The following is a 24,849-nucleotide window of genomic DNA, read 5'->3' as shown; positions in this document are numbered from 1 at the left end:
CTCGCCAGTTCCCGGGCGGGGTCGGCAACACCCACCAGGACCCCGAAGCCTTCGCGCATCTGCTCCACGATGTGGAGACCAAGCTCTTCGACCAGTTGCCCGACGAGACCTGGGTCTATCCGGGCCACGGTCACGACACCACGCTCGGCGACGAGCGTCCGCAGCTGCCGCAGTGGCGCGCCCGCGGCTGGTGACGGCAGCCGTACCGCGGCCGACGGGCCCGTGCGGGAGTTGAGCGCCGCCGATGGACCACCGCCCCCGGACCGGGGGCTCTCCATCCGTACGAGCACCGGCCGGGTCGGGCGACGCGTGGTCGCCCCACCCGGCCGGTGCCGGTTCCCGTCCGCCCCGATCAGGCGTCGATGCTGGAACCCCGGTCCGCGGGCCCGTCCGCTTCCGCGGCCGCCTCGGCCCGCTCCCGCTTCTTGTTGGCGACGAGGCTGGTGATCGTGGTGATCACCAGCACGCCGCAGATGACGCCGAGCGAGACCGGGATGGAGATCTCGGGAACGTGCACTCCGGACTCGTGCAGTGCGTGCAGCACCAGCTTCACGCCGATGAAGCCGAGGATGACCGAGAGACCGTAGCTGAGGTGGACCAGCTTCTTCAGCAGGCCGCCGATCAGGAAGTACAGCTGCCGCAGCCCCATCAGGGCGAAGGCGTTGGCGGTGAAGACGATGTACGGGTCCTGGGTCAGGCCGAAGATCGCGGGGATGGAGTCCAGGGCGAACAGCACATCGGTCGTACCGATGGCGAGCATGACGACCATCAGCGGCGTCAGGACGCGCTTGCCGTTGTTACGGATGAAGAGCTTGGTGCCGTGGTATCGGTCGGCGACGCCGAAGCGGCGCTCGATCGTCTTGAGAAGGCGGTTCTCCTCGAACTCCTCCTCGTCCTCGTCGGCCCGCGCCTCCTGGATGAGCTTCCAGGCGGTGTAGATCAGGAACGCGCCGAAGATGTAGAAGACCCACGAGAAGTTGGCGATGACGGCCGCGCCGGCGGCGATGAAGACCGCTCGCAGCACCAGCGCGATCAGCACACCGACGAGCAGCACCCGTTGCTGGAGGTGGAAGGGGACCGAGAACTTCGCCATGATCAGGACGAAGACGAAGAGGTTGTCGACGCTGAGCGACTTCTCGGTGATGAAGCCGGCGAAGAACTCGCCCGAGGCCTGGCTCTCGCCGAACACCAGCAGACCGAGTCCGAAGAGCACGGCCAGCGCGATCCAGACGATCGTCCAGATTCCGGCTTCCTTGGTCGTCACGTCATGGGGCTTGCGCCCGATGAAGAAGTCGACGGCGACAAGGGCTGACAGACCGAGAATGGTCAGCACCCAAAGGGTCCATGAAACGTCCACTGCGCCTCCGGCAGTTCGCTACGGCTACTGATCAGCGTCGTCGCTGCCGGAGGTCTCTTCCACCCGGGCGCACGGGCTGCGCGCCACGGGCCGGCGCCCCGGGACCGGTCACAGTCCGTACTGACGGGCACGCCGCGTATGGGAGTACTCCCCTCCGCTCGAAGAACAGTACAGGGAACACCAAGGAAAGGTAAAGAGAAGGGTAAAGATCCCCCAAAAGGGCAGGTCAGGGACGATGAGGTGCAGCAGTCACGCCCCAGAGGTGCCGAGCCGTCAGGGGCGCCGAGGGCGCCGAGCCGCGGACACTCTGGCGAGCACCTGTTCGAGGACCCGGCTGCCGGGCGGCATCCTCAGCGGCTCGTACGTCCAGGCGTGGCCCACCCAGGGATCGGCCAGGTGGTCGTCGGCGACCGGCGTGATCCGAAGCAGCGAACGCCACAGAGGGTCGAGCACCGGCCCGTACACACTGGCATCCGCCCGGTCCGCGACCATCAGGAGATGGACGCCGACCGAGGGCCCCTCATCGGCCAGGTAGCGCAGCTGGGTGACGGACCGGTCGTCGAATCCGTGCGGGAAGTCGTTGACGATCAGCAGTTGCTGGCCCAGGTCCAGGTCCGGCGGCAGCGAATCGGCGGCGCCGGCCCGGATCGCCATCTGCACCAGGTCGACGCGCCGGGTCAGCTGGGCGAGGACCGGGGCCACTCCCCCGGCTCCGGTGGCGGGCGGCCCGGCGAGGGCCCCCGATCCGACCAGGGGCGCGAGGGCTCCGGCCGCCGAACCCGCGGGGTCGATGACGTGGACGGAGAACTCGTCGGCCGGGTACACGGCCAGCAGCCGGGCCGCGTGCGCGACCGCGTTCTCCATGGCCAGGTGGCGCAGTTGGGCGCTGTCCATGAGGGACGCGGCCTCGGACGCCGTACGGCTGCTGTCGATCCAGAGCCCGCGCTCCAGAGGGAGCCGGACCAGCAACGGGATGCGCAGCCCGGTGTTCTCGGGCAGATGGAGGTCGCCGATGCGCAGCGCCATGGGGATCTCCATGGGGACGCGGTAGGCGTGCCACACGGGGTTGTCCCAACCCGCGAACGCCGCGGGGAGGGCGGGTTCGACCACGGCGGACTCGGCGGCGAGCTGGGCGAGGTCCCGGTCGAGGACCTCGCGGGCCCGTGCTGTCAGCTCGTCGCGCTTGGCGCGGGCCTGCTCGCGGGCCCGGTCGCCGGCGCCGCCGATCCGGTTACGCGGATCGGACAGGGTCCGGTCGAGCTCCTGGTCCATGCGGGACTCGGCGAACTCCACGGCGCTGCGGTACGCGGCGGTGGTGCGGGCCAGGTCTTCGAACATGCCCCAGATCTGGTTGTAGAGGCGCTCCTCCATGGACCAACCGGTCGCGTCTCCGGCGACGGGCCGGGCGGGTCGGCCCGGCTCGGCGGGCGGCGCGGTGGGCGGGGGCGGCGGGGGCGCGGAGGTCCGGCGGCGCGGGTGCGTGTAGTCGATGGGGCCGCCCGTAGCGGCCGTGGGCGGCGGAGTGGTGGGCTCGGCGAGCGGCTGGGAGGGCTGTGCCGCCGTCGTCGGTGCGACGGGAGGCCTGCGGCCGTCCGAGGGCGGTACGGAGCCCGTGCCGTGGCCGGCCCTGTCTGCGCCCGGGGTGCGCGGCGGGGGCGGAGCGACCGAGCGGGCCATCCCCCGGGCGACCGCGTCCTGGATCGAGCGGGCCAGCTCGCCCGCCTGGGCCAGGCCCTGGTCGGCGAGCATGTCGGCGAGGCCGCCCGCGTAGCCCTGACCGACGGCGCGGACCTTCCAGGCGCCCTGGCGGCGGTAGAGCTCCAGTGCGGTGACCGCGGATTCGGTGTCCAGGCCGGTGAGGGTGAAGGTGGCGATCTCGGTGCCTTCGAGGCCGGTGACGGCGACGAACGGCGCGGAGACCGCGCCGAACCGGGCCGGGCCGCCCACGCCCGTGGGCAGGGCCAGCAGCACGGTGACCCGGTGTACCGAAGCGGACAGGGCATCGAGGTCCACGGCGAGCCGGTGGTCGGCTGCGGCCTGCCTGGACACTTCGAGCCCGGGCAACTGGGGCGACCCCGGGTGCGCGATCCACTCGGTGCCGTGCACGGTGCCGTTCTCGTCGCCGAGCGTGGCACCGGCCACGACGGGCGTGCCGGCCGATACCCGGATCTCCAGACGGGTCTGGGGCAAGGTGTGGTTCTGCCCTCGGACCAGCTCGGCCGTCATTGCTCTGTCCCCTCGATGAGTCGCCGCCGCGCGGTGCGGTGAGGCGTGGTGCCATGTGATGCAGCTCCCGGCGGCCGATGCCGCCGGGAGCTGCGCGTACCGATGTCGACCGGTCGGTCCGGCCGTGCCTACAGATGCGGCAGGATCGCCGGCATCAGGTCCTGGAAGGTGCGGCCGTTGGCCGGGTTGCCGAGGGCGGTCATCTGCCAGCCGTTCCCCGAGCGGTGCACCTTGGCCATGATCTGGGCGGTGTACTGCCCGCCGCCGTCCAGCGTGTAGCGGGCGAGCTCCTGGCCGTTGGTCTCGTCGACGATGCGGCAGAAGGCGTTCTGCACCTCCTGGAACGTCTGGCCGGTGAAGGAGTTCACCGTGAAGACGATCTGGTCGATGTGGACCGGCACCCGCTGCAGGTCGACGAGGATCGCCTCGTCGTCCCCGCCCGAACCGGCGCCACCGACCAGGTTGTCACCGGTGTGCTTGACCGAGCCGTCGTCACTGACCAGGTGACGGAAGAAGACCACGTCGACCGGCTGCTTGTCGGCGAACAGCACCGCCGACGCATCGAGGTCGATCTCCCGCGTACGCGAACCGAACAGACCACGGCGTGGCGCCGCCTGCCAGCCGAGCCCCATCCGTACCGCGGTCAGGGTCCCCCCGTCGTTCTTCTGCAGGCTGATGGCCTGACCCTTGGTCATGTTGACCGTCACGCGCTGTCCCCTCTCCGCTTGCCCCGCGACCGTCCGTGCGCGGTTTTCCAGCACCCTACGCAGTCGCGCCGGAGACGCGGCCGCTCGGGGCGTTTTTGTGTCGGTCCTGCAACACACAGGACGTGGCAGGGTCAGGCGAGACCCGCCTCCCGCATCTGCCGCAGCTCCTTCTTCAACTCACCGACCTCGTCGCGCAGTCGGGCCGCCACCTCGAACTGCAGGTCCGCTGCGGCCGCCCGCATCCGGTCGGTCATCTCCTCGATGATCCCGGCGAGTTCGGTGGCGGGACGGTCGGTGACCACGGCGCCGGCAGCCCCGGCCTTCCTGGTTGTGGCCTTCTTGGTTCCGGCCGCCTTCGCGCCCAGCGTGGGCACGGGGGCCTTGGCACCCTTCCCCTGGCGGTAGCCGGTGCCGAGCAGTTGCTCGGTGTCGACCTCCTCGCGGGCGATCGTCGCGACGATGTCGTTGATCTTCTTGCGCAGCGGCTGCGGGTCGAGACCGCGCTCGGTGTTGTAGGCGATCTGCTTCTCGCGACGGCGGTTGGTCTCGTCGATGGCCTGTGCCATCGCCGGAGTGATCTTGTCCGCGTACATATGGACCTGCCCCGACACGTTTCGGGCGGCGCGCCCGATGGTCTGGATCAGGGACGTCCCGGAGCGCAGGAAGCCCTGCTTGTCCGCGTCGAGGATGGCGACGAGCGACACCTCGGGCAGGTCCAGGCCCTCGCGCAGGAGGTTGATGCCGACCAGTACGTCGTACTCGCCGGAGCGCAGCTCCCGCAGCAGCTCGATGCGGCGCAGTGTGTCGACGTCGCTGTGCAGATAGCGGACCTGGATGCCGAGCTCCAGGAAGTAGTCGGTGAGGTCCTCGGCCATCTTCTTGGTGAGAGTGGTGACCAGGACCCGCTCGTCCTTCTCCGCGCGCTTGCGGATCTCGTGCACCAGATCGTCGATCTGGCCCTCGGTGGGCTTGACCACGACCTCCGGGTCGACGAGACCGGTGGGACGGATGATCTGCTCCACGAAGCCGTCGCCCCTGGACAGCTCGTACTTTCCCGGCGTGGCGGAGAGATAGACGGTCTGGTCGATCCGGCCGAGGAACTCCTCCCACTTCAGCGGGCGGTTGTCGAGCGCGGAGGGGAGCCGGAAGCCGTGGTCCACGAGGGTGCGCTTGCGGGAGGCGTCGCCCTCGTACATCGCGCCGATCTGCGGCACGGTGACGTGCGACTCGTCGAGGACGAGGAGGAAGTCCTCGGGGAAGTAGTCGAGGAGGGTGTTGGGGGCGGTGCCGGGCGAGCGCCCGTCGAAGTGCATCGAGTAGTTCTCGACACCGGAGCAGGTGCCGATCTGCCGGAGCATCTCGATGTCGTACGTGGTGCGCATCCGCAGCCGCTGGGCCTCCAGCATCTTGCCCTGTTTCTCCAGCTCGGCGAGTCGCTGTTCCAGCTCCCGCTCGATGCCGTCGACCGCCTTCTCCATGCGCTCGGGGCCCGCGACGTAGTGGCTGGCGGGGAAGACATGGAGGGACTGGTCCTCGCTGATGACCTCGCCGGTGAGCGGGTGGAGGGTGGAGAGCGCCTCGATCTCGTCACCGAACATCTCGATGCGGACGGCGAGCTCCTCGTAGACCGGGAAGATCTCGATGGTGTCGCCCCGCACCCGGAAGGTGCCACGGGTGAACGCGAGGTCATTGCGGGTGTACTGGATCTCGACGAAGCGGCGCAGCAGCTGGTCGCGGTCGATCTCGTCGCCGACCTTGAGCTGGACCATCCGGTCCACGTACTCCTGGGGCGTACCCAGGCCGTAGATGCAGGAGACGGAGGCGACCACGACGACATCGCGCCGGGTGAGCAGCGAATTCGTCGCGGAGTGACGCAGCCGCTCGACCTCCTCGTTGATCGAGGAGTCCTTCTCGATGTAGGTGTCCGACTGCGGGACGTACGCCTCGGGCTGGTAGTAGTCGTAGTACGAGACGAAGTACTCGACGGCGTTGTTGGGGAGCAGCTCGCGGAACTCGTTCGCCAGCTGGGCCGCGAGCGTCTTGTTCGGCGCCATGACGAGGGTGGGGCGCTGCAGCTTCTCGATCATCCAGGCGGTGGTCGCCGACTTGCCGGTGCCGGTCGCACCGAGCAGGACGACATCCTTCTCGTCCGCGCGGATGCGTCGCTCCAGCTCGGCGATGGCCGCGGGCTGGTCGCCGCTGGGCTGGTAGGGACTGACGACCTCGAAAGGCGCCACCGAACGTTCGATCTTCGAAACGGGCCGCATGCAACCACCGTACGACCCCCCACTGACAACCGGGCCGGGTCAGCCGTCGTGCCGGAGCGGGGTCACTGTTCCGACGGCGGCGCGGGATCGCGCGGCCGGGAATGGAACGACGCCGGATCGGCGTGTGTACCGAACCGCGGGACGTGCCGCTGGGCCGGGATCCCGAGGGGGCGTCCGGCCCCGTTCACGGCTCCGGGCTCGTCCCGGTCCGGGGTGCCCATCACCATCAGGGGGTCGAACATCACGACCACCGCGGCCAGGAACAGGAAGCAGCCGGGGCCGATCAGCAGGGGGACGAGGGAGGCGCCGTGCCCCTCGGCCGAAGCGGGGCCTGCGAGGGCGCCGGGGTGCAGATGGACGCTGAGCGCGGCCATGGCCGTGTAGTGCATGCCGCTCACCGCGACGCCCATCACGACCGCGGCGCCGAGGCTGGACAGGAAGCCGTGGATGGAGACGGCTGCCCAGAGCGCGGTCGTGGCAGCCACCACGGCGATGACGACGGAGAGGGCCACGGTGACGGTGTCGTACTCGAACTGTCCTTCAAGGCGCATTCCGGCCATGCCCAGGTAGTGCATGGTGGCCACCCCCAGCCCGGTGATCGTGCCACCCGTCACCAGTGCCATCCGGGTGGCGCCCCGGTACCCGACGATGAAGATGCCGATGGCGACCATGCCGATCGCGACCGCGAGGCTGGCGAAGGTGATCGGCTTGTCGTAGCCGATGGTGACCCCTTCGACGGAGAAGCCCATCATCGCGATGAAGTGCATCGTCCATATGCCGGAGCCGATGGAGGTCGCGCCGAGGGCCAGCCAGCCGGCCCTGAAGGAGCGTCCGGTGCGCACCGAACGGGTCGTGCAGCGCAGCCCGAGGGCCGCGCCGAGGCAGGCCATGAGGAAGGCCGCGACGGGCGTCACCGCTCCATAGCTGAAACCGTCGATCGTGCCCTGCATGCTCGTACGCCCTTCGCGGAAGCCCGGGTTCGGGGTGACCCTAAGGCGCGCGGCCCGGCAGACAAACAGATCAGCCGCATTTTATCGACAAGGAAATCGGCCCGTGACCCGGTCTCAACAGCGGCGTTCACGTTGTGGCCATCCTTCGCCTGTCGTTTGTTGGGCGGTGGCTGCCACTCTCGGCCCGTCCGTAACTCTGACGCGAGGAGTACACGTGTACGCACGCACCGCCACCGCCGTCGTCGCAGCCGCCGCCCTCATGGGTGCCGGCGCATTGCTGATGTCGACCGCCGACACGCAGACGACGGGCCGGGCCGCAGCCGGGCACACGGGCACGGTCACGGGTATCCGGACCGTCGGCGCCCGGACCACGGACATGAAGGGGGCCGCCCCGGTCGTCTTCGCCCACCGGGGTGCCTCGGCCTACGCGCCGGAGAACACCCTGGCCGCCGTCGACAAGGCCGTCGCCCTGGGCTTCGACCGGGTGGAGAACGACGTCCAGTTCACCAGGGACGGTGTGCTGGTGGTCGTGCACGACACCGATCTGAAGCGGACCACCGATGTCGAGGAGGTCTTCCCGGACCGCGCACCGTGGGCGGTCAAGGACTTCACGGCCGCCGAGATCGCCCGGCTGGACGCGGGCAGCTGGTTCGGTCCGCAGTTCGCCGGAACCCGGGTGCCCACCCTCAAGCAGTACCTGGACCGGATCGAACGCAATCACCAGAAGCTGCTGTTGGAGATCAAGAGCCCGGAGCTCTACCCGGGCATCGAGAAGGAGACCCTGCGGGTACTGAGCCAGAAGGGGTGGCTCGACCGCGACCACGTCAGGAACAGGCTCGTCATCCAGAGTTTCGGAGCGGACAGTGTGAAGGAGGTGCACCAGCGGCGTCCGGACGTCACCACCGGTTTCCTCGGCACTCCCGCGGTGGCCGATCTGCCCTCGTACGCGGCGTTCACCGACCAGATCAACCCCTCGTACACGTCGATCTCCGCCGACTATGTGAAGGCGGTGCACGCACTGAAGGGCGCACACGGCAAGAAGCTTCGGGTCAACACCTGGACGGTCAACGACGCGGCGAACGCGACCAGGGTGGCGGGCTTCGGTGTCGACGGGATCATCACCAACACCCCTGACGTGGTGCGCGGGGCCACGGGCTGACAGCTCTACCGCCCCCGTCGCCACGGCGCGTTGTCAGTGGCTGGTCGTACGGTGGTCCCCATGAACAGCAACGGGGTCGTCGAGTGGGCCGTCGTCGAGAGCGACATCGGCCCGCTGCTGCTCGCCGCGACCGACGCGGGCCTGGTGAGTGTGGTGTTCCACGCCCGTCCCGAGGTGCGCAGGAGGGCGGTAGAGCAGCTGCGGACGCGACTCTGTGCGGAGCCGGAGGAGAGTCCCGGCTCCGCGCGGCTCGCCGAGCCGATACGCCAGCTCGCGGAGTACTTCGCGGGCGCGTCGCGGGAGTTCTCGCTCGACCTGGACTGGTCGCTGACGTCCGGCTTCAACCGCCAGGTGCTCCGCGAGCTGGCGACGGGGGTGCCGTACGGGACGGTCGTCGGATACGGCGATCTCGCCGAGCGAGTGGGGCAGCCGGGGGCGGCCCAGGCGGTGGGGGCGGCCATGGGGTCCAATCCGCTGCCGGTGGTCGTGCCGTGCCATCGCGTGGTGGAGAGCGACGGCGGACTCGGCGGGTTCGGCGGTGGTCGCGAAACCAAACGGAAGCTGCTGGCGCTGGAGGGCGTGCTTCCCCAGCCGCTCTTCTGACCCGGCCGCACTCCGACCCGGCCGCTTCCTGACCCCGCCGCTGTGCCGATCCGGATCGCGGTGACCTGCCGCTGCTCGATCCGGATCCCGGCGATCCGCCACCGTTCCGATCAGGGCTCCGGCGACTCCGTCGCTCCTGTCGGACGGCCGGGGGCCCCGCCCCGGTTTCGTACCCGTGTGCGGGCTGGCACACTGCGTCAGTGACCAACACCTCCGACGCACCTGACACCCCCGACGGACCCGGCCGGGTCACGGCGGCCGAGCTGCCCCGACTGCGGCGCAGAACGTCCGCGGTACTCATAGCCAGCCAGATACTCGGCGGCCTCGGCGTGCCCATCGGGATCGCCCTGGCCCCGGTCCTGGCCACGGAGGTGAGCGGCTCCGAGGCACTGTCCGGTCTGGCCCCGACCGCGTCGGTGACGGGTACCGCACTGCTTTCACTGCCGCTCGCGGCGCTGATGACCTCGCGCGGCCGACGCCCCGGTCTGGTACTGGCGTATCTGATCGGTGCGCTCGGCGCGGGACTCGTGGTCCTGTCCACCCTCGTGGAGAGCTTCCCGCTGCTGCTGCTCGGCATGGCCGGGTTCGGTGCCGGGTCCTCGGCCAATCTGCAGGCCCGGTTCGCCGCCGCGGATCTGGTCGAGCCCGACCGGCGCGGCCGGGCGATCTCCACCGTCATCTGGGCCACGACGATCGGTTCGGTTCTGGGGCCGAACATCGCGGCGCCGGTGGGACGTGTCTTCCGCGGCACCGCGATATCCGAGAAGGCCGGTCCCTTCTTCTTCGCGGCCGGAATCTTCCTGCTGGCCGCCGTGGTGGTCGGGGTGCTGCTGAGGCCGGACCCACTGCTCACGGCACGGGCGTTGGCGCCGCAGAACGACGAGTCCGCCTCGGGCCGTTCGCTGCGGGCCGGCATCGCGGCGGTCCGGGCGTCCGCGACGGCGCGGCTCGCCCTGGTCACGGTGGCCGTCTCGCACACCGCGATGGTCTCGATCATGGTGATGACCCCGGTCGATCTGGGCCATCATGGCGCCGGTCTCCAGCTCATCGGCCTGGTCATCAGCGGCCACATCGCGGGTATGTACGCGTTCTCGCCGGTGATGGGCTGGCTGTCCGACCGCTTCGGCCGGCTCACGGTGATCGGTCTGGCGGTCGGACTGCTCTCCTGTGCCGCGCTTCTGGCCGGCACCGCAGGTCCGAGCCACGGTCGGACCGCGGCAGGCCTGTTCCTGCTCGGGCTCGGCTGGTCGGCCGGGCTGGTCGCCGGTTCGGCGCTGCTCACCGACTCCGTACCGCAGCCCGCCCGTGCCGCCGTGCAGGGTCTGTCGGACCTGACCATGAACACGGCGGCGGGCATCGGCGGCGCGATCGCCGGGGTGATCGTCGCGCGGGCGAGCTACGGCTGGCTGAACGCGGTCGCAGCATGCCTGCTTCTCCCGATGGCGGCACTCGCACTGCGCCGGGTGCTCACTCGATCGGCCGCACCGGCCGTGCCCGCCGCTCCCGTCACACCCGACGCGGCCACCGCACCCGTCACACCGACAGCAGCGACTGCGCCCACCGAACCCTGAGGGCTCAGAGGCTGATGTGATACGCCTTGCGCAGCGTCTCGTGCACGGTCCACGTCGTACGATCGCCCTCGCGCAGCACGCAGGCGTCCCCCGGCCCGATCTCCAGCGTCGCTCCGCCCTCGACCACCACGGTCGCACGCCCGCTCACGACCACGAACAGCTCGTTGGCCTCCGTGTCGGTGACCACGCCGGGCGTGATCTGCCAGATCCCGCGCACCTGCTTGCCGTCGGGCGACTCCCAGAGCACCTTGCCGGTCACCACGGGCTCGCCCGAGACGATCTGTGCCGGGTCGAGCGGTTCCGGTTCGAGTTCGGCGTCGGGAATGTGGACGGCAAACGAGGCGGGAGCTTGATCAAATGTGGTCATGGCCGGTCACCCTAGCGACCGCTTCGAGGTCGCTCGGCACCAGGACCGGGAAACCCTGCCGGACGGTGGGCTTTCCGGCCGGTGTCCCGGCCGCACGTTTGAGGTCGGCGCACCCGCGACAGGGATGTGGACATGTCATTCAATGCGTCGCACGGCGCGCAGTCCTCCTACGCCCCCGTCCTCTCCAACGAGGTCCGGGCCGCCCTCGCCACGCACCACCCCGTCGTGGCCCTGGAGTCGACGATCATCGCCCACGGTCTGCCGCGCCCCCGCAATCTGCGGGTCGCCGAGGAGCTCGAAGAGCTCGTACGGTCCGCGGGCGCGGTGCCCGCCACGATCGCCGTACTCGACGGCCGGGCCCACATCGGTCTGGGCAAGGACCAGTTGGAGCGGGTCGCCGCCGACCCGGCGATGCGGAAGCTGGGCCACCGGGACCTCGCACCGGCCCTGGCGACGGGAGCGAGCGGGGCGACGACCGTGTCCGCGACGGCGTTCCTGGCCGCACACGCGGGCCTGCGCGTCTTCGCGACCGGCGGTCTCGGCGGTGTGCACCGGGAATGGACGCGGACCCAGGACGAGTCCGCGGACCTCCGGCTCCTCGCGCGGACCGGCATCACCGTGGTGTGCGCGGGGGTGAAGTCGATCCTGGATGTGCCCGCCACGCTGCAGCGCCTGGAAACGCTCGGCGTCGGAGTGCTCGGCTACGGCACCGACCGCTTCCCCGGCTTCTATCTGAACAGTTCGGGCGAACCGGTCGACTGGACGGTGCGGACACCCGAGGAGGTCGCGGAGGTGATGCGTGCCCAGGACGCGCTCAAAGGCCCCGGCTCGGCGCTGATCGTCGCCAACCCCGTATCCGTCCAGGACCAGTTGGATCCCGAACTCCATGACCGTGTGCTGGCCGAGGCGCTCGCCGCGTGCCGGGAACTCGGCATCGCGGGCCAGGCCGTCACGCCGTTCCTGCTGGACCGGTTGATGCGGGGCACCGGGGGCGCCTCGCTGGAGGCCAATCTGGCGGCCGTGCGCGGGAACGTATCGCTCGCCGCGCGGATCTCCGGGGCGTGGGCCGCCACCGCCCAGGAGACGGCGACGCACCCGGACGCGCGGGATTCCGCATCGCCCCGCCGCCCGGCGGCCGGCCGATGACCGACGGCGGCCTCCTCGTCGTCGGCGACGTGGTCACCGACGTGGTGGCCCGCCACGGAAGAGCGCTGATCCACGGCACGGACACCGCGGCCCGGATCCGTACCCTCCCCGGCGGGGCGGGCGCCAACGTCGCCTGCTGGGCGGCACGTTCGGGCTGCCACGACGTACGGCTGCTGGCCCGGGTCGGCGCCGACAGCGCGGTCTGGCACCGGGACGCACTGCGCAGGGCAGGGGTCCGTTGCCTGCTGGCCGTGGACGACGACATACCGACCGCCACCGTCGTCGCCCTCGTCGATTCCGCCGCCGAGCGCACCTTCCTCACCGACAGCGGTGCCGTGCTCCGGCTCTCCCCCGACGACTGGTCGCCGTCGATGCTCGACGGCATCGCCCATCTCCATCTCTCCGGGTACCTGCTCTTCGCCGCGACGAGCCGGGCCACGGCCCTGCTCGCCCTGCAGGAGGCCCGGCGGCGGCGGATCACGGTGAGCGTCGACCCGGCTTCGGCCGGCTTCCTCGCCGAGCTGGGCGCCGACCGGTTCCTGGCCTCGGTGGAGGGCGTGGATCTGCTCCTGCCCAACGCGGACGAGGCCCGGCTGCTGACCGGACTCCGCGAACCGGCGGAGGCCGCTGCCGAGCTGAGCCTTCAGGTGCCCCGAGTGGTCGTCACACTCGGCGCCCACGGCGCCCTGCTGGCCGCCGCGGGCGCGGTGACCCGGCGCATCCCGGCGGTTCGGATGCGCGGCGCCGTCGACTCGACGGGGGCGGGCGACGCGTTCACCGGCGGATTCCTCGCGGCCCGGCTGTCGGGGGCGGACGACGCCTCGGCCGTGGCGGCGGGCTGCCGGTCGGGGGCGGAGGCGGTCACCACCGTGGGGGGCCGCCCCGGTCCATGACGTACCCTGCGCACCACGGCTCCCGGCCCCCTACTCCTCCCGTCGCCACCCGGTCCAGGCGGGGTGCAGCGGGTCGTCGGCCCGGACGACCGCGGCCGCGCGGCCGCCGGGCGCCACCTCGTCCTCGTACCGCGCGAAGGCGGGCAGGGTCCACCGCTCACTCTCCTCGGTGCGCCGCCGCAGCGCGCCCGGCGACAACCGCAGATGGACGCTCAGGTCGAACGGGAACCAGTGCCCCAGCAGCAGCGGGCCGTGCACCACCAGCACACCGCCCTCGGGCAGGACTCGATACGGACTGCGCGTGGCACGGTCCGTCACCGGATCCCAGAGATCGGGCAGCACCCGCCCGCTCCCGCCCGCCTCCAGCGGCCCGAACACCTCACGCCACAGCGCGCCCGTGTCGAACCAACTGCCGTAGTACGAGTCGGGGTCCTGTTTGCCGTACTCGTACCGTAGGCTCGCGGGCCGCAGGAATCCCTCGGTGGACACGACGAGCACCGCGCGTCCACGGACCCGCAGCGCCTGCGCGACCTGTCCGGCCAGTTCCCCGGTACGGGCCGCCGGAGCGCCGTCCACGGCGACCTTCAGCCACGGGCTCGCGTCGGCCGGTCCCAGACCGTCGGCGTGCGTGGCGAACTCTTCGGCCAGCCGCTCCCAGGTGATCGCTTCACATCGCACGCGACCATCATCACCCCTGCCCCGTGCGTCGGCCCCGGCCGTCCGCCCGACCGCGTTCTTCCTCATCGGCCCCCGCCAAGCGATCCCCGGCCAGGCGCAACACACGATCGGCGAGGGGGCGCAGGCCCGGTTCGCGGTCGGCGGCGGCTTCTGCGAGGCGGCCGATGTCGGCGCACCACTGTCCGGTGACGGTGTCCGGCGCGTCGATGCGCCGGAAGCCGCGCTCCAACAGGCCCCGGGCCGTCTGCGGCTGTCCGCGCAGTACGGCCTTTGCCGCGGCGACCGCGTTGGCCAGCGCGCTCGCCGGCCGCGACCAGTCGTCATCGTCAGCTGTGAGGCTGTCCCGGTCGTGGTCGGCGGGCCGGGCGGCCGATGCCGCCCCGATCTCCAGGTCCACGCGCCAGAAGAGCGGAAGCCCGCGGAAGGCCGCGAAGAGCAGCCGCCGCTCACGGGAGTTTTGCAACTCGGGGTCCGTACGCAGGGAATCGAGGGGCCGGACGGCTTCGAGCACCTCCCCGGCGGCGGCGACACAGGCGTCGAAGCGGTCGTCCGGCACCGTCCAGACGAGGTCGATGTCGCTGTACGCATCGGCCGTTCCACGGGCGAGCGAGCCCTTCAGCGCCGCGCGCGAGCCGGGGCAGTGGGCGGCGAGCGCATGCAGCAGCGCCTGCGCGAACGCGTCGCGTCGCGCCGGATCCAGATCATCCACGCTTTTCACATCGCCCTCCGGGCTCGCCGCGTCCACGGCCGTGCGCTCCCGTCGCCCCCGTACTCACTGCTTCTTCGCGCCGCAGTCCACGGCGTCGGCGTCGTCGGAGAGCGCGCTGCCCTCGGGCAGCAGATAGGTCACCCAGAGCACGACGGGCTGGGTCCCCAGATTGCGTCCGATGTGGCGGTGTCCGGTGCCGGACGGCTCGATGAAGGACGAGCCCGCCGGTGTCACCTCGACCGAGCAGTCGTCCAGAGTGCGCGTCAGCGTCCCGGACTTGACGACGGCGATCAGCTGTCCGCTGTGGGTGTGCCAGCCGGTGGAGCCGCCCGGCTCGACGGTGATGGTCCGAAAGGTCACATCCGTACGGCCGTTCGGGGTCTTCACCTTCAGTTTCCCCGCCGATGTGCCCTGCGCGAGCACGGTGCCGCTCACCCCGCTGCCGGGTGTCGCGACGGCCGCCGACGGCACGAAGCCGAGCGCGGCCACACAGCCGCCCACGACCAGAGCCTTGGCGAGTCGCCCCTGCCTCATCCGCAGTACTCGGCTCCCCCGCTGTCCGCCGACCCTCATGTGCGACTCCTCTGCCTCAGCGTCCCCGGAAGCGTCCAGGACCTTCCGAACGCCCCAACGCTACCCCTGAGTTGATCCGCGGAACCCTCCCTGATCCGGCGGTCACCCGCCACGCAGTTCGGTGGCGAGCGGTCCGTCGCCCGACACCTCGACACGTCCGTCCTCGACGGCCCGGGCGAACGTCAGCTCACCCCGCCCCAGCGCAAGGCAGGCCTCCACGTCGAGCGCGATACGGACATCGGCATGGGCGGCCGGACCGTCCCCGTACACAGCGGCACCGGCCTCGGCCCCACCTGTGCGCACATGGAACTCGCCCTCGTCCAGCTGGACTTCGACGATTCCCGGATGGGTCAGCCCGTCCAGCGCGCGCAGCAGCAGAAGCGCGAACCAGTGCGCCCGCACCGCGTCCGTGGGCCGCCGGTCGGTGAGCGCGGGCGCGCCCCACTCGGCGAGTGCGGCGAGCACGGGCAGCAGCCCGTGGCCGCGCTCCGTCAACTCGTACACCGTGGCCGCGGCGGGCGGCGGAAGCCGGCGGCGGGTGACCAGTCCGCTCTGCTCCATGTCCTTGAGCCGGGAGGCGAGGACGTCCGTGCTGACACCCGGCAGGTCGGCATGGAGGTCGGTGTAGCGGCGGGGGCCCGCCAGCAGTTCACGGACGATCAGCAGGGTCCACCGGTCGCCCACGGAGTCGAGGGAGCGCGCGGTGGCGCAGAACTGGTCGTAACTCCGGCGGCGGGCCGGGCGGGTCGGTGACTGTGGCTGACGTGGCATGCGACGCAGTCTAGACATGTTGTTGGACTTTCCAAGCCCGAGCTTGGTAAAACCAAGTATCGCAATCAGGTCGGGGAGGCCACCGCATGGAATTCCGGCAGTCCAGCAAGCTCGACGAGGTCTGTTACGAGATCCGGGGCCCGGTCATCGAGCACGCCAACGCCCTGGAGGAGGCGGGCCACAGCGTCCTTCGCCTCAACACGGGCAACCCGGCACTCTTCGGCTTCGAGGCGCCGGAGGAGGTCGTCCAGGACATGATCCGGATGCTTCCGCAGGCCCACGGCTACACCGATTCGCGCGGCATCCTGTCCGCCCGCCGGGCAGTGGCGCAGCGCTACCAGGCGATGGGGCTGGCGGACGTCGGGGTCGACGACATCTTCCTCGGCAACGGCGTCTCCGAGCTGATCTCCATGGCCGTCCAGGCGCTGCTGGAGGACGGCGACGAGGTGCTCGTCCCGTCCCCCGACTATCCGTTGTGGACCGCGGTGATCACCCTCGCGGGCGGCAAGGCCGTGCACTACACCTGTGACGAGGCCTCGGACTGGAACCCCGACCTCGCCGACATGGCCTCGAAGATCACCGACCGCACCAAGGCCGTCGTGATCATCAATCCGAACAACCCGACCGGCGCGGTCTATCCGCGCGAGGTCCTCGAAGGAATCCTCGATCTGGCGCGCAGGCACGGCCTGATGGTGTTCGCCGACGAGATCTACGACCAGATCCTCTACGACGACGCCGAGCACCACAGCGTGGCGCGCCTCGCTCCCGACCTGGTCTGCCTCACTTTCAGCGGCCTGTCGAAGACGTACCGCGTGGCGGGCTTCCGCTCCGGCTGGCTGGTGATCTCCGGGCCGCAGCAGCACGCCCGCGGCTATCTGGAAGGGCTGACCACACTCGCCTCCATGCGTCTGTGTCCCAACGCGCCCGCGCAGTACGCCATTCAGGCGGCGCTCGGCGGCCGGCAGTCGATCGGGGAACTGGTGGCGCCCGGCGGCAGGCTCTACGAGCAGCGCAACCGGGCCTGGGAGAAGCTGAACGAGATCCCCGGGGTGTCGTGCGTGAAGCCGAAGGGCGCGCTGTACGCGTTTCCGCGCATCGACCCGAAGGTGCATCGGATCGTCGACGACGAGAAGTTCGTCCTGGATCTGTTGTTGCGGGAGAAGATCCAGGTCGTGCAGGGCACGGGCTTCAACTGGCCGCGTCCCGACCACTTCCGGATCCTGACACTCCCGTACGCTGACGATCTCGACGCGGCGATCAGCCGCATCGGCCGCTTCCTGACCGGATACCGCCAGTGATCGGATGCCCCCGGTGACCTGCCCCGCCTGCCACGTTCCCGTCCACACCCAGTTCGCCTCGCCCGAACTCGTCGGCCCGATCGTGGAGGGCGGACTCGATCCGGCCACCGACCCGGCCTGGGCGGATTCGGGCGCGGCATCACCGGCCGAGTACGCGCGCTGGTCGGGACATCTGTGCGGTATGACCTGCCTGCGCATGGCGCTCGGCGCCGGGGCCCCGTCCCTGTTCGCACTGCGCGACGGGGCGCTCAAGTACGGCGCGTACACCGAGGACGCGGAAGGGGTGATCCGGGGCCTGATCTACGCCCCCTTCGCGCAGTACGCACGGGAGGCGCACGGCCTCGACGCCACGGTCCACCGCCATCTCTCGACGCAGGAGATCCTCGGCCTGCTGGACGGCGGCCGGACGGTCATGGCCTCGGTGCACTACGGCATCCGGCATCCGCTGCGGCCCGCTCCGGGGCGGGGCGGGCATCTGGTGCTGCTGACGTCCCGTACGGTCGACGGCACCGGCGTCCATTTCCACAATCCGTCCGGCACGACGGCCGGGACGCGGACCGCGGAGCTTGCGCTGCCCGACTTCGAGCGTTTCTTCGCGGGGCGCGGGGTGTCGCTGCCCGCGGGGGCGTGAGCGGGACTGCCCGCGGAAGCGGGAGCGGGCCCGGGGGCGTAGCCGGCCCCCGAGCCCTGTAGATGCCACCCATGCGGCACGCCGACACTTTTAAGGACCCGTGTCAGGTTTATGTCGTCGCGTCCTGCCTTTAGACGACCGCAGATCGAAGCTCCGCGGGCCGGAGTCGAACCGGCATCTCGACGCCCATGGGCACGGGCCCGATTGATTCGGCGATCGGTGGCGAATGCTGAGTCTGGAGCAAGAGTCTGAGATTGATCGCGGTCTGCCTCTGCCAATTGGGCTACCCCGGCCCGTCCGTGTGCGGGGAACGCACCGAATGCCGGGGGGAGGGCTCGAACCTCCACTGGAACCGCATCGTCACGACAAGCCTCAGTTTCAGCTTGCGCTCCTCGCGCACCCCGGCCGTAATGAACGGCCGGGGAATCCATGGTCGGTCACCCGAAGAGGTAACCGAATACCGCATCACCCACCCGATGGTCGCTGACGTCCATGCCGTTGGCCTCCTCGCGGGCGAACTTCACGGCCTGCTGGAGCTTCTCCACCCGGTCCAGCAGTTCATTGACCCGTCGCGCGGGAAGGGCTCCGGAGAACTTCACCGTCGTCCAGTACCCGATCGGAATGTCCTCGTAGTACACCTCGACCTGCGCCGGATGCTTGTCGGTGGCCTCCGCCTTCACATGGTTGCGGGGCACCTTCTTCGTACGGAGGGTCTTCACCGGCTCGGTCTTCCAGGAGTCCGTCGACGGGTCCTGCGTCCAGGCCTCGGAGGCGTCGAGCACCGGAAGCTTGCGGACAAAGGTGTTGAGGTCCGTCAGCTGCTTCTCCAGGAAGAGCAGGTACGACACCGGCACCTCGCTCACGAGCACCCGTCCGTCGACCTTCACGTCCGCGCGGGCCGAGCAGTTGGCCCAGTCCTTCGTGGCGGTCACATCGAAGAGCCGGGTCAGGGTCGTCGCGGTCTCCCGCAGCACGTCCTCGGCCTTGATCTGCACCAGGGTCGACTCGGGCGGCAGCTGCTCGCCCTCCTCGTCCTTGGGCTGATACGTCCGGGAGATCCCGGCCAGCAGACCGGTCTTCTGAAGGCCGTGATGCGCCGCCGTCAGGTCCTGGTGAGCCTTGGACTTGACGCCCTTCTCCACTGCGATGATCTGATTGAGTTTCGCCACGTCGAGGAACCTATCAACGTCAAGTCCCGCAGAACTAACGGATTTTGCGGAGCCGGTCCTTCGAACGGACCGCCCATGTCATGGACGAACCCCTCCGGCCGCGCCCGCGGCGAACAGGGCGGCACGGGCGGACGTTCAGCCGGGCAGCGCCGCGGTGAGGTCGAGCTCGATCAGCTGTCCCCGGAAGCCGAGCCGTGTGACGCCGAGCAGCGTGCTCGCGGTGGTGAACGCGGGCCCGATGGCCGAGCCGGTGAGCCCGCGCCAGGCGGCTCCCAGGACCGTGACGTCGTCACTGACCACGTAGATCACCGATCGGACGACCCGGGACGGTTCGGCGCCCACGGCGGCCAGAGCGGCGAGGGAGTTGGCCACCACCTGGTCGATCTGCGCGTCGAGGTCCCCCGGACCCACCAGTGTGCCGGAGCGGTCGAGCGGGCACTGCCCGGCCAGGTACGCGGTCCGGCCCGCTTCCACCACGGTGATGTGGTGATAGCCGGGCGTGGGGTGCAGCTGGTCCGGATTGATCCGGGTGATCCGCTCAGTCATGCGGGCGAGTCTGACAGTCCGCGCCGTGAGCCGCAGCGGGATTTCGGCGAGCCCGTCGAGCGACCCGTACGGGTGGTTTCCAGTGGATGCCCATGTCCTGCCGCCGCTCGGCGGGGACCGCTTGCCACAGTGGCCCCGCATGTCCAGGCGTCGATGTGTCCACGCCGCGGACCGACGCGAACTCCGCGCTCCCGCCCTCCGTCCTCCGCCCTCCCAGACTCCGCAGAAAGGTCCCCGCCGTGCCTCGTCTCCCCCGCCTCACTCGCACGAAGGGTCTCACCGGCCCCAAGCGGCCCAGCGCGCTCACCACCACCGCCGCCTTGGCCGTACTGGCCGTGGGCACCCCTGCCGCGTACGCCACGCTCGGCGACGAAGCCTCCACCACCTCGAAGCCTGCGGCGTCGGCCGTCGCCGTGCGGGGGAAGGCCTACATCGAGACCCGGCTGCTCTTCGGCACCGAACGTCCCGACGGCGGACCGCACGTGACCGATCGTCAATTCTTGGCCTTCATCGACGAGGAGGTCACACCGCGCTTTCCGAACGGGCTGACCATCCAGGACGGCCGGGGGCAGTGGCGCGATTCCCACGGCGTGATCGAACGGGAGCGCAGTTACGAACTGACCCTGCTCTACCCGGCGTCCGAAGTCCGCCTGCGCGACGCCCAGATCGAGCGGATCCGGAACGCCTACGAGAAGGCTTACGCCCAGGACTCCGTGGCCCGGATCGAGGAACGCGCGACCGCCGACTTCTGACATCGCCCGCCGCCCTGGCCCCGTCATCCAGCTCCCGGGTCGCACGGCCGTACGAGCCTCCCGCGAGTTCGTCGATGCCGTACTCCCCCACCGAGGCCGGCCGCCGGAGCAGTCGGGCACGGTGCCGCGGCCGAGGACGGGCCATGGCCGGAAGGGGTCAGCCTCCGCTCAGTTCCATGAGCGCGCCCACCGGATCGGTGTCCGGGGTGGCGCGGGGCCACCAGTCGTCCTCGCCCGGCTCGGATTCGTAGCCGTACCAACGGCCGTCGTGTCCGAAGCGGAGCTGCAGAGTGCCACCGGGGTGGGTGAGGTGGTTGCGCCAGGGGTGGAAGCGGGGGAAATCGGCGGCTGCCAGTGCGGGCCGGGCCCGGTCGAAGGGGCCGGCCGGAGGATCCCAGGAGGTTTCGAGGACGGCCAGCCCCTCGGCGCCGCCCTGCCGCCAGGCCGCGACGGCTCGGGCCAGGTCGGTGGGTGTGCGGCCGGTGGCGTACGCCAGCTCGCGGTAGAGGGCGCGGGTGGTCGCGGTCAGCCCTGCGGTAGGTCGGGACGCGGCCAGGCGTACCGCGTCCTGCCAGGGGCTGAGGCCGGCGAGCGGGTCGAGGCCGCTGACGAGGAGCGTGTGCGCACGGACGGCCGCCTCCGTGGCGAGGTGGTCCAGGGCGAGCGGGCCACGGGCGCCGGGCAGACTCGGGTACGAGGGCGGCTGCCCGGGATGCGGCAGGGGCGGGAGCGGGGCAGGGAGCGGCGGGAGATACCGGTCGGCGAGGGCCTCGCGAGCCGACACGGAGGGGGTGGCGGGGGCCGAGGGACGTTCCCGGGCGGAGTGTGCGGCGTTGCGACGGCCCAGGTCTTCGAGGAGTTCGCGCTCGCCCCGGCCGCGCAGCAGCAGAAGGACGAACGGATCGGTGTCCAGGAGTCTGGCCATCTGGTAGCAGAGGGCTGCCACGTGTTTGCAGGGCCAGCCGTGGTCGGGGCAGGAACATCCGGGGTCGAGGTCGCCCGCGGCGGGCAGCAGTGCGACACCGGCCTCGGCCGCCGTGTCGACGAGCGAGTGCGGCATCTCCTTGCCGAGCAGCGCGGCGAGGTGACCGGGACGGGCGGCGACCGCGTCCAGGAATGTCTCCCAGTCGGCGTCGGCGAGCGGCCGCAGACGCAGTTCGGCGCGGTAGGGGCGGGGGCGGCTGCCGTGGACGTAGGCGACGACCCGTCCGGGGGTGACCGTGATCGCGGCGACCTTGCCGCTGTCGGCGTACGTACGACCGCGGGAGAGCCGTCCCTCGTCCATCGACAGGGATTCCAGGGCGGCCACCCAGGCGCGGCCCCACCAGCTGTCCGCGAAGGGTTCGTCGCCGTCGGAGGTACGGGGCGGCACGGCCTCGAAGGTGCGCCGCAGATCGTCGGGTCCCGGGCGTGGCCGGGCGACCGGCCGGGACTGGGAACGGTCGTGCGCGAGGGACCGGGGGCGGGGGCTCATGACGGCCTCCGGAGCGAGACGAGATCGGCCAGGTCACGGTCGCTGAGCTCGGTCAGCGCGGTCTCCCCGGTGCCGAGGACCGCGTCGGCCAGGACCCGCTTGGCCCGCAACAGCTCGTCGATCCGGTCCTCGACCGTGCCTTCCGCGATCAGCCGGTGCACCTGCACGGGTTGCGTCTGGCCGATGCGGTACGCCCGGTCCGTGGCCTGTTCCTCGACGGCCGGGTTCCACCAGCGGTCGTAGTGGATGACGTGGGCGGCCCTGGTGAGATTCAGTCCGGTGCCCGCCGCTTTGAGGGAGAGCAGGAAGACCGGGACCTCGCCGGACTGGAAGCGGTCCACCATCCGTTCACGTTCGGTCACCGGCGTGCCGCCGTGCAGGAGCTGGGAGGGGATGGCGCGCGAGGCGAGGTGGGCGGAGAGCAGCCGGGCCATCGTCACGTACTGGGTGAAGATGAGGACCGAGCCGTCCTCGGCGAGAATCGTATCCAGGAGTTCGTCGAGCAGGGCGAGCTTTCCCGAACGGCCGTCGAGTCGGGTCGGCTCCTCCTTCAGGTACTGCGCGGGGTGGTTGCAGATCTGCTTCAGCGAGGCCAGCAGCTTCATGATCAGACCGCGCCGGGCGATGCCTTCCGAGGCTTCGATGAACGCCATCGTCTCGCGGACCGCCGCCTCGTAGAGCGTGGCCTGCTCGCGCGTCAGGAAGACGGGGTGGTCGGTCTCTGTCTTGGGCGGCAGTTCGGGGGCGATACCCGGGTCGGACTTCTTGCGGCGCAGGAGGAAGGGCCGGACCAGCCGGGAGAGCCGTTCGACCGCTTCGTCGTTGGCGAGGCCGGCAGCCGTCCCGGTGCTCTCGACGATGCGGGCGTGGCGGGCCCGGAACGCCTTGAGAGGGCCCAGCAGTCCGGGGGTGGTCCAGTCGAGCAGGGCCCACAGTTCGGAGAGGTTGTTCTCCACGGGGGTGCCGGTGAGGGCGATTCTGGCCGGGGCCGGGATGGTGCGCAGCGCCTTCGCCGTGGAGGAATGCGGGTTCTTCACGTGCTGGGCCTCGTCGGCGACGATCAGCCCCCAGGTGTGGTCGGCGAGTTGCGCCGCGTTGGAACGCATCGTGCCGTACGTGGTGAGGACGAAGCCGCCGTCGGGTTCGGCGAGGGTGCGGTCGGCGCCGTGGAAGCGGCGTACCGGGACACCGGGGGCGAAGCGGTTGATCTCCCGGTGCCAGTTGCCCAGGAGGGAGGCGGGGCAGATCACCAGGGTGGGCGCGGGGTGGGCGCGGTGCAGATGGAGGGCGATGAGGGTGATCGTCTTGCCCAGGCCCATGTCGTCGGCGAGGCAGCCGCCGAGACCGAGCGAGGTCATCCGGTCCAGCCAGGCGAGGCCGCGCAGCTGGTAGTCGCGGAGCGTGGCGTCGAGTCCGGGCGGCGGGGCGATGGTGGTGTCGTCGGCGGTGATGCGGGCCCGGAGCGCGGCCAGTGCCCCGACGGGCACCGCGTCGACCTGTTCGCCGTCGACCTCGGCGCTGCCGGTCAGCGCGACGGCGAGGGCGTCCACCGGATCGAGCAGGCCCAGCTCTCGCTTCCGCGCCTTGCGTACGAGCGCGGGGTCGACGACGACCCACTGGTCCCGCAGTCGCACCACCGGCCGGTGGGCCTCCGCGAGCACATCCATCTCCGCCTCGGTGAGCCGCTCGTCGCCCAGTGAGAGCTGCCAGTCGAACGAGAAGAGCTGCTCGGCGTCGAAGAACGAGGTGCCGTCGGTGGCCGAGCCGGGGGCGGACCGCACGACGGCTGCGGCGGTGAGGGAACGGGCCAGCTCCCTGGGCCAGTGGACGTCGACCCCGGCCGCCGCCAGCCGGGCTCCGGCATCGCTCAGCAGCTCGTACAGCTCGTCCTCTTCGAGTGCGAGTACATCGGGCACCGGCTGGTCGAGCAATCGCTCCAGCGGTGCCCAGACACGGGCGGCACGGCGCAGTGCGAGCACGGCGTCGATCCTGGCGCGTGGGCCGAACGGCTCTCCCGCCCCGCCGTTCCACAGCGCGGCGGCGTCGACGACATAGGTCGGGTCGGCCAGGCTGTGCACCTGGGTGACGGCCGCGGCGGCGTGCCGCGCCGTGCCGCGACGGGGTTCCACCGCCGTCCGGCCTGCGCCGGTGTCGGTGTCGTCAAACTCGTCGGGGCTGTCGTACGTATCGGCCGTGTCGAAGAGTTCGTAGGCCGAGAGGTCGAGGCGCAGCGAGATCCGTACGCCCGCGTCGAGCCCGGCTGCGACCTCGACGGCCCAGTCCCGGGCCTGTGGCAGATGCTGGGCCGCACGGGCCGCGAAGGGCGCCCCCATCGCGTACGCCGCCGCGGGTGTACGGGGCAGGGTGTCGGCGACCGCGTCGAGGAACGCCCCGATCAGCCACTCCGGCTCGGGGACCTGGAGCGGTGTGCGGTCCGGCAGCGGGACCGCGTACCCCTCGGCGGGCAGTGCGGCGGCGATCGCCCGGAGGTGGGCGATGTCCTCGGCGTCGCGCGGTCCGGCCCGCCAGGCGTCGTGGTCCTCGCCCGTCAGGCCGGGGAGCAGCCTGCCGCGCGCCACCAGATGGAGCGCCTGGAGCGCGGCGGCGCCCCAGCAGCGGGTGGCGGGGTGGGCGGACCGCTGATGCCGGGCGCGGGCCAGCAGTGGCAGGGCATCGGCCACGGGCATCAGGACGGCGGGCACCGCACGCCGACGGATGCCGTTCTCCCGACCGTGTCCGCGGACGACGGTGATCTCCTCCACGACCACGTCGGGTACGGATCCCTCGGGATCCGCGGCGTACCCGGAGAAGTCACCGGGCTCCGGGAGCGGGCCGCCGTCGGGATCCCAGAAGGCGACGCGTCCGTCTCTCGGCAGCGACGCGGGAAGGAAGACGGCCGCGCAGCTCAGGAGGCGGACGGCCGACGCGTCCGACTGCTGTTGTGCCGTGGTCATCGGTCCCCTCCCCTCCCGCCCTGATCCTCTTGATCGTCTCGATCCTCA

General features: G+C 70.9%; 22 protein-coding genes and 1 pseudogene. 9 read left to right on the top strand and 14 right to left on the bottom strand.

The genetic code is table 11. The annotated features are described in order from the left end of the window. Positions 1-8 precede the first annotated feature (8 nt). A pseudogene (locus ACF1B9_RS02800) lies at positions 9-194 on the top strand (MBL fold metallo-hydrolase); the annotation flags it as partial. A gap of 158 nt (positions 195-352) precedes the next feature. Here ACF1B9_RS02800 and ACF1B9_RS02795 read toward each other — a convergent pair. From ACF1B9_RS02795 to ACF1B9_RS02775, 5 genes are all read right to left on the bottom strand, one after another. Further along, a complete protein-coding gene (locus tag ACF1B9_RS02795; RefSeq protein WP_391739897.1) occupies positions 353-1,357 on the bottom strand; it encodes a TerC family protein in 1,005 nt (334 codons plus the stop codon). Between the two features lie 273 nt (positions 1,358-1,630). Further along, positions 1,631-3,583, bottom strand: coding sequence for a TerD family protein (locus ACF1B9_RS02790; protein ID WP_391739898.1), 1,953 nt, complete (start codon positions 3,581-3,583; stop codon positions 1,631-1,633). 128 nt (positions 3,584-3,711) lie between these two features. Then, positions 3,712-4,290, bottom strand: a complete 579-nt coding sequence (locus ACF1B9_RS02785; protein ID WP_351081610.1) for a TerD family protein — start codon at positions 4,288-4,290, stop codon at positions 3,712-3,714. Positions 4,291-4,421: 131 nt separating this feature from the next. Next, positions 4,422-6,557 carry an excinuclease ABC subunit UvrB gene (gene uvrB, locus ACF1B9_RS02780; protein ID WP_391739899.1) on the bottom strand — a complete coding sequence of 712 codons (2,136 nt, stop codon included), beginning with the start codon at positions 6,555-6,557 and terminating at the stop codon, positions 4,422-4,424. A gap of 62 nt (positions 6,558-6,619) precedes the next feature. Further along, entirely contained in the window at positions 6,620-7,507 is an 888-nt protein-coding gene (locus ACF1B9_RS02775; RefSeq protein WP_391739900.1) for an MHYT domain-containing protein, read from the bottom strand. Between the two features lie 214 nt (positions 7,508-7,721). Between ACF1B9_RS02775 and ACF1B9_RS02770 the strand changes: the two genes are divergently transcribed. The 3 genes from ACF1B9_RS02770 (at position 7,722) to ACF1B9_RS02760 (ending at position 10,840) form a co-directional block, all read left to right on the top strand. Beyond that, complete coding sequence (locus ACF1B9_RS02770) at positions 7,722-8,666, top strand: glycerophosphodiester phosphodiesterase (protein ID WP_391739901.1); 945 nt, start codon at positions 7,722-7,724, stop codon at positions 8,664-8,666. A 60-nt stretch (positions 8,667-8,726) separates the two neighbouring features. Further along, on the top strand, positions 8,727-9,269 hold the full coding sequence (locus ACF1B9_RS02765; protein WP_391739902.1) for a methylated-DNA--[protein]-cysteine S-methyltransferase: 543 nt from the start codon (positions 8,727-8,729) through the stop codon (positions 9,267-9,269). A gap of 200 nt (positions 9,270-9,469) precedes the next feature. Then, positions 9,470-10,840 (top strand): MFS transporter, encoded by a 1,371-nt coding sequence (locus ACF1B9_RS02760; protein WP_391739903.1) that lies wholly within the window; start codon positions 9,470-9,472, stop codon positions 10,838-10,840. Positions 10,841-10,844: 4 nt separating this feature from the next. Here ACF1B9_RS02760 and ACF1B9_RS02755 read toward each other — a convergent pair whose 3' ends face one another. Continuing rightward, positions 10,845-11,207, bottom strand: coding sequence for a cupin domain-containing protein (locus ACF1B9_RS02755; RefSeq protein ID WP_259929375.1), 363 nt, complete (start codon positions 11,205-11,207; stop codon positions 10,845-10,847). Positions 11,208-11,339: 132 nt separating this feature from the next. On the opposite strand from ACF1B9_RS02755, the gene ACF1B9_RS02750 reads away from it, so the two are divergent. Both ACF1B9_RS02750 and ACF1B9_RS02745 read left to right on the top strand, forming a co-directional pair. Next, positions 11,340-12,353 carry a pseudouridine-5'-phosphate glycosidase gene (locus ACF1B9_RS02750; RefSeq protein ID WP_391739904.1) on the top strand — a complete coding sequence of 338 codons (1,014 nt, stop codon included), beginning with the start codon at positions 11,340-11,342 and terminating at the stop codon, positions 12,351-12,353. Continuing rightward, a complete protein-coding gene (locus tag ACF1B9_RS02745; protein WP_391739905.1) occupies positions 12,350-13,246 on the top strand; it encodes a carbohydrate kinase family protein in 897 nt (298 codons plus the stop codon). The genes ACF1B9_RS02750 and ACF1B9_RS02745 overlap by 4 nt, the downstream gene beginning before the upstream one ends. Positions 13,247-13,276: 30 nt before the next feature. Here the strand turns inward: ACF1B9_RS02745 and ACF1B9_RS02740 are convergent, their stop codons facing one another. The 4 genes from ACF1B9_RS02740 to ACF1B9_RS02725 all read right to left on the bottom strand — a co-directional run bounded on the left by ACF1B9_RS02740 (position 13,277) and on the right by ACF1B9_RS02725 (position 15,977). Next, positions 13,277-13,924 (bottom strand): uridine kinase, encoded by a 648-nt coding sequence (locus tag ACF1B9_RS02740; RefSeq protein ID WP_391739906.1) that lies wholly within the window; start codon positions 13,922-13,924, stop codon positions 13,277-13,279. Between the two features lie 10 nt (positions 13,925-13,934). Beyond that, a complete protein-coding gene (locus tag ACF1B9_RS02735; protein ID WP_391739907.1) occupies positions 13,935-14,633 on the bottom strand; it encodes a nucleotidyltransferase domain-containing protein in 699 nt (232 codons plus the stop codon). A gap of 63 nt (positions 14,634-14,696) precedes the next feature. Further along, the gene (locus ACF1B9_RS02730; RefSeq protein WP_391739908.1) at positions 14,697-15,206 is read right to left on the bottom strand and encodes a cupin domain-containing protein; all 510 of its coding nucleotides are present in this window, start codon (positions 15,204-15,206) and stop codon (positions 14,697-14,699) included. A 102-nt stretch (positions 15,207-15,308) separates the two neighbouring features. Next, the gene (locus ACF1B9_RS02725) at positions 15,309-15,977 is read right to left on the bottom strand and encodes a winged helix-turn-helix transcriptional regulator (protein ID WP_391739909.1); all 669 of its coding nucleotides are present in this window, start codon (positions 15,975-15,977) and stop codon (positions 15,309-15,311) included. A gap of 86 nt (positions 15,978-16,063) precedes the next feature. Between ACF1B9_RS02725 and ACF1B9_RS02720 the strand changes: the two genes are divergently transcribed. Beyond that, on the top strand, positions 16,064-17,275 hold the full coding sequence (locus ACF1B9_RS02720; protein ID WP_391739910.1) for a pyridoxal phosphate-dependent aminotransferase: 1,212 nt from the start codon (positions 16,064-16,066) through the stop codon (positions 17,273-17,275). A gap of 13 nt (positions 17,276-17,288) precedes the next feature. After that, positions 17,289-17,906, top strand: a complete 618-nt coding sequence (locus tag ACF1B9_RS02715; RefSeq protein ID WP_391739911.1) for a peptidase — start codon at positions 17,289-17,291, stop codon at positions 17,904-17,906. Positions 17,907-18,343: 437 nt separating this feature from the next. On the opposite strand, the gene ACF1B9_RS02710 is transcribed toward ACF1B9_RS02715, so the two are convergent. Further along, the gene (locus tag ACF1B9_RS02710) at positions 18,344-19,075 is read right to left on the bottom strand and encodes a hypothetical protein (protein ID WP_391739912.1); all 732 of its coding nucleotides are present in this window, start codon (positions 19,073-19,075) and stop codon (positions 18,344-18,346) included. A 135-nt stretch (positions 19,076-19,210) separates the two neighbouring features. Further along, entirely contained in the window at positions 19,211-19,621 is a 411-nt protein-coding gene (locus tag ACF1B9_RS02705; RefSeq protein WP_391739913.1) for a RidA family protein, read from the bottom strand. 320 nt (positions 19,622-19,941) lie between these two features. Here ACF1B9_RS02705 and ACF1B9_RS02700 point away from each other — a divergent pair, with 320 nt between their 5' ends. After that, positions 19,942-20,373, top strand: coding sequence for a DUF3574 domain-containing protein (locus ACF1B9_RS02700; RefSeq protein ID WP_391740096.1), 432 nt, complete (start codon positions 19,942-19,944; stop codon positions 20,371-20,373). Positions 20,374-20,530: 157 nt separating this feature from the next. On the opposite strand, the gene ACF1B9_RS02695 is transcribed toward ACF1B9_RS02700, so the two are convergent. Both ACF1B9_RS02695 and ACF1B9_RS02690 read right to left on the bottom strand, forming a co-directional pair. Beyond that, on the bottom strand, positions 20,531-21,847 hold the full coding sequence (locus ACF1B9_RS02695) for an SWIM zinc finger family protein (protein ID WP_391739914.1): 1,317 nt from the start codon (positions 21,845-21,847) through the stop codon (positions 20,531-20,533). Next, positions 21,844-24,801 carry a DEAD/DEAH box helicase gene (locus ACF1B9_RS02690; protein WP_391739915.1) on the bottom strand — a complete coding sequence of 986 codons (2,958 nt, stop codon included), beginning with the start codon at positions 24,799-24,801 and terminating at the stop codon, positions 21,844-21,846. Before ACF1B9_RS02690 ends, ACF1B9_RS02695 begins: the two co-directional genes overlap by 4 nt. Between the last annotated feature and the right edge of the window lie 48 nt (positions 24,802-24,849).

The sequence above is a fragment of the Streptomyces sp. NPDC014727 genome, assembly GCF_043083485.1.
Lineage (GTDB): Bacteria > Actinomycetota > Actinomycetes > Streptomycetales > Streptomycetaceae > Streptomyces.
This window is presented reverse-complemented; position numbering and strand designations above follow the sequence as displayed.